Raw genomic sequence first — 4,191 nt, 5'->3', positions numbered from 1 at the left:
GTTGACACTCATGCATCATACAAGAGGGCTTTTTATTTTTCAAGCCCCTGAAAATCTTTCTAACAGGAATGCTCCTACTAATTTTTTCTTCCTCTATTAATTCATTATAATCTTCGTAAATATCATCTTCATATTCATCATAACTATAAACCATTTAAAAACCTCCTTGAATATTTTGGTGAAATAGAATTATCACTATTATGAATTACCTCAATTTTAATATTCGGATATTTTTTATTAAATTGTTGGACTACTTGATCACAACTATCACATACAACTTCTAAAATAACATCTCTTGATGGCCTGACTTCATGAGTCAGTTATTAATTCAAATTCTTAGAAGTTTAATTGTCTCCAGTCGGTCTCACATTTTTTTTCGTAAGTTATAAAACCTTCAGTCGAAAATCTTTTTTCAAGTATCCTACTAGCCTCGTATTTACTACAATCCTTTTCTATATAAATTTCATCTTGTAAAAATAAAATAAATATAGCACTCGATGCATCGTTATTCGCCAAATAGAAACCCAATAGTTCGTTGTATTGAGTGCTAAAAAACAAACCTATATACTCTATTTTGAATTTTATATTTTCCTTGCATTCAATTAATCCTTCATAACTGGAAAATAAATTAAAGTCATCTAAATCGTAGACTCTATTCACTGAGATTAACGGATTCATGCCTCTTATATACAAGCCTATAACATCACCATTATCTTTCTCCAGGAAAAGGACATGGTCTAATCTCTCATTATCATCCTCATCATGTAAATAAATAATATTTGAGATTTCTTTTTTATCGAAAAAATAATCGAACTTTTTGGTAAAAGATATTATATAGTTATTCATAGTCATCCTCACTCTCTAATCAAATCTAATTCAGATTTTAACTTACTTGATAAGCGATTTCCTAAGTCAATATTTCGTTTGTATTTCGATTAACTAAAACAACCGCATCATCCTTAACAAAAACGTCTACAGAGTCGATTGCATTCCTCTCGAAAGGCTTCGAATTAGCGAGATTTTTTGAATCATTTACGATTGATGAAACGAATTCTTTCATCCCTTCTTTATCCCCTTTTTGATCCCCAGAAGCCTTCCTCCTTCTTCGCCATTAAGCACCACCCCACCAACAGGGATCATACCCATGACGTCTAATGCAGAGCCAAGGTCAGCTCCGTCATTCGATTTATTGGATACGGACACAGGCGCTTTGATGGAGCCTTCCATTTTCACTACCTGTCCTTGCATATCAGTGTTGCCGTCAAGAACGAGACTGCTGGAGCCACATGTTAAATGCATGGATTCTGTTGCACTCATGGAAATACTTTTCCCTGCAAAGGTGATATTATCATTGGCTTTTAGTGTAAGCGCATGCTTACTATGTACTTCTACTCCGCTTTCCTGATCTAGCTTTAGGAAAACGGCGCCTTCCTGTGCGGTAAATGTGACAGATTGCGGGTCTAGCTTCATATCCTTACCTTTTGATGTGCCCCAGTAAGACGTTTTGGGATCGGCTGTTTTTGGGTTGGAGTCGCCTCCCTTTCGTACACTATGACGAACAACGGCCGCTTCCTCCCGATGTGTCGGGAAGGTAAGATGAACGCTATCACCTTCCTCTGGTGGGCTGTAAAAGCCGCTATGTCCTTCTGCTGTATAAGGCGTAGCAAGTGAGAACCATGTGGCTTCTTCCTTTTTTTGTGCTTCATCAATAGATAGGTGCAAGCATACTTGATCCTTCTTGACCTCTAATACCTTTCCCTCAATCGCTGTGCCTGTTAGTAAAGGAATACTCAGTTTCCCATTCAAAGATAAGAACAACTTGTTCTATTGGGGTGTTGACTTTGTCACAATGAAAATAAACAGCTCACACACCATAAAAAAGGTTGTATGAGCTGTTTAAGTTAATGGAAAGCTTTTAACTTTTGATAATAACTATGTTAATAAAGCCATTTTAGTTTTTGATTAAAATATTGTGTTTGATTCAAGTTTTTCTTTCTTGTTCTTCTTCTGTTAATTCAGCGATATCTACCCTACTTAAATTTCACAACTTATTCTATTTTTTAGGGACTATAATCAATAGACTTCAAACGTTTTTAATCGTTATATCTTCGGGATCTTCTTCACTCATAATATATCATATTTTTTCTCATTAATATGTCTCTACATCCGCTAACCAAATAGATACAGGTATCCAATTGATAAGTTGCCAATTTATATTCACTTCTTTCCATTTCATTTACTCTAACTCATATGATTCCATTGGATTATTATTCCTAAAACTAGCTTTTTGTTTTTGAACGAGTAACTCTAGAGCTTCCCCCCCAAGTTTTAAGCACACCTTTTTTAGTTGTAAACCTATCTATCATGTTAGCAGGTAAAGGTTCATTATAATCTCTAATGATAGTCTTGACATAAATACCCGCTTTTCTAGCTACTACAACCAATAGGATCACCTTTCCACTTCTCCCGAGATGTTACTGGGGAATTAGGGGGAATTTTCACCTATACAAATATGATTCTAAAATTATCATCAGGTAGATATTAACGCCTTATATAACGTGGTTTTATTCGTTAATAATAACCGAATGCCTAGTTTGGCAATTTTTCTTTAATGTAAGAGTGTTCAAGAAAACTAAGCAAACTCTTGGTTAAATATTTTATCTGGTATTGATCTAAATCACTATTGACAATTAACTGGCCATTCTCTTTTCTAAGTAATTGATCTGAACCGTTTTCTAAAAGCAATAGATTTCCGCCAACTTGTCTGATAAGAGTCCCAATAACTTCAAACAAAACTTCTATACCTTGATAAAAAGTGTTACCAAACAATTGAACTCTAATGCATACATTTACATCTAAATCGTAATGCCTTCTAATAAAAGCTATGTCAGATATATCCTCAATTTCTAGAGCTAATGAAAAATACTTAATCCCAATAACTATTTCTTCTTCACTATTGTGAACAGTTATCTCTTCGTTCACAGACCGGACTATTATACTTTGAATAATTTCCGCTAGGGGTTTACATCTTAAATTAGAGCTTAAAAACAATTCGAATTCCATTTATTTCTCCTCTCCAAATACTTGTCTAACTTTTCCGTCAATCACAATAAGTAATTCTTTAAGTTTTTCAAATCTCCATTTGGATTAGTTTTTCTTTGAATATCTTCAGTAATTTCAAGAATTTTTAGAGGTCTATCCATTATCCTTCAAATACTCAAGGCTTTGTTCATTATCTTGTATAAGATAATCGAGTACTAGTGCGGTTGTCTTTATGCTAACAGTTAGCATTTTCATATGTCATAGCTGATCCACATTAATTATTAATATACATCCCAACAGTTTTTCGTATAATAAAAAACCTTGAAAAGCTTATAGCCAGTCAAGGTATTCACATTTAATTTTTTTCTCATCTTTCATATACAGTAATAAATAATTCACCATCCTCTTCCTTGAACACACTTACTACTATCTCCCGATTTGGGAATCTGTTCTTAAAACTAAGTGACCAAAATAATTTAAGAACCTCTCCTAGAGCCTGTATTTGCTCCCCTAAGTTCTCATCCTGATCAACATTAATATGAAAAAAATCTCTAACTTGATATAAGTTCATCATTTTTTCAATATTAATCTTATTATTTTGAGATTCCTTCTTCCACATATCGAAATTTTTTTCCGAAAACTTATCTTTTAATAAAAAACATCCTTCGGCTTCAATAACATCCGGATAAAAAAATTTCGCAAACCCAAGTGCTGTTTTTATATCTGATTTCATATTTACATAGCTCCACCATGTAAACTTCCCTTCATTTGCATCTTTAAATTCCATAAATTCGCCATTTATATCATCATTAAACAATGGATATCACACCCTAATCTTTTAATGGAATATTTTTAGGTATTTCAGATGGATCAGCTGGTCAAACCTCATAACCATTTTGAAACTTCTCCCCTGCTTTTGGATTAGTATTGTAATTAGGCTCTTTAACATTTGGTCTAGAAATATCTCCATGATCTTTTCCTGTAATACGAACCTCTTTAACAATTTTACCGTCGGAACCGATTAGTGAGCGCTGCTTTATCGGGATACGAATGGCCTTTTTCCATAAATACCAGACGTAAATGAAGCTTCACCCCTGATTTCGTTTGGCGGAACTTAGCCCACTTATGGTTATTCAAATTCAGTGGTAA

At 33.8% G+C, this 4,191-nt stretch carries 7 protein-coding genes and 1 pseudogene; all 8 read right to left on the bottom strand.

Translation table 11 applies throughout. The annotated features are described in order from the left end of the window. Positions 1 to 143: 143 nt before the first annotated feature. Positions 144 to 287, bottom strand: coding sequence for a deaminase domain-containing protein (locus AMS59_RS27115; RefSeq protein ID WP_369814362.1), 144 nt, complete (start codon positions 285 to 287; stop codon positions 144 to 146). Between the two features lie 49 nt (positions 288 to 336). After that, the gene (locus AMS59_RS23480) at positions 337 to 846 is read right to left on the bottom strand and encodes a hypothetical protein (RefSeq protein WP_053486123.1); all 510 of its coding nucleotides are present in this window, start codon (positions 844 to 846) and stop codon (positions 337 to 339) included. A gap of 61 nt (positions 847 to 907) precedes the next feature. Next, a complete protein-coding gene (locus AMS59_RS25685; RefSeq protein ID WP_156304767.1) occupies positions 908 to 1,060 on the bottom strand; it encodes a hypothetical protein in 153 nt (50 codons plus the stop codon). Next, on the bottom strand, positions 1,057 to 1,806 hold the full coding sequence (locus AMS59_RS23475; RefSeq protein WP_234007902.1) for a hypothetical protein: 750 nt from the start codon (positions 1,804 to 1,806) through the stop codon (positions 1,057 to 1,059). Before AMS59_RS23475 ends, AMS59_RS25685 begins: the two co-directional genes overlap by 4 nt. Before the next feature lie 783 nt (positions 1,807 to 2,589). Beyond that, positions 2,590 to 3,063, bottom strand: coding sequence for a hypothetical protein (locus AMS59_RS23470; RefSeq protein WP_053486122.1), 474 nt, complete (start codon positions 3,061 to 3,063; stop codon positions 2,590 to 2,592). Between the two features lie 346 nt (positions 3,064 to 3,409). Then, on the bottom strand, positions 3,410 to 3,859 hold the full coding sequence (locus AMS59_RS23465) for a hypothetical protein (RefSeq protein WP_082337770.1): 450 nt from the start codon (positions 3,857 to 3,859) through the stop codon (positions 3,410 to 3,412). Positions 3,860 to 3,920: 61 nt separating this feature from the next. Beyond that, positions 3,921 to 4,064 carry a polymorphic toxin type 24 domain-containing protein gene (locus AMS59_RS27110; RefSeq protein WP_369814361.1) on the bottom strand — a complete coding sequence of 48 codons (144 nt, stop codon included), beginning with the start codon at positions 4,062 to 4,064 and terminating at the stop codon, positions 3,921 to 3,923. Continuing rightward, positions 4,063 to 4,191: pseudogene (locus AMS59_RS25680) on the bottom strand (IS4 family transposase); the annotation flags it as partial. The pseudogene AMS59_RS25680 and the gene AMS59_RS27110, both read right to left, overlap by 2 nt.

Origin of the sequence: Lysinibacillus sp. FJAT-14745 (assembly GCF_001275675.1) — a bacterium.
Taxonomy (GTDB): Bacteria; Bacillota; Bacilli; order Bacillales_A; family Planococcaceae; genus Lysinibacillus.
Note: the sequence above shows the minus strand (reverse complement) of the source record. Positions and strands in the feature narration are given on the sequence as shown.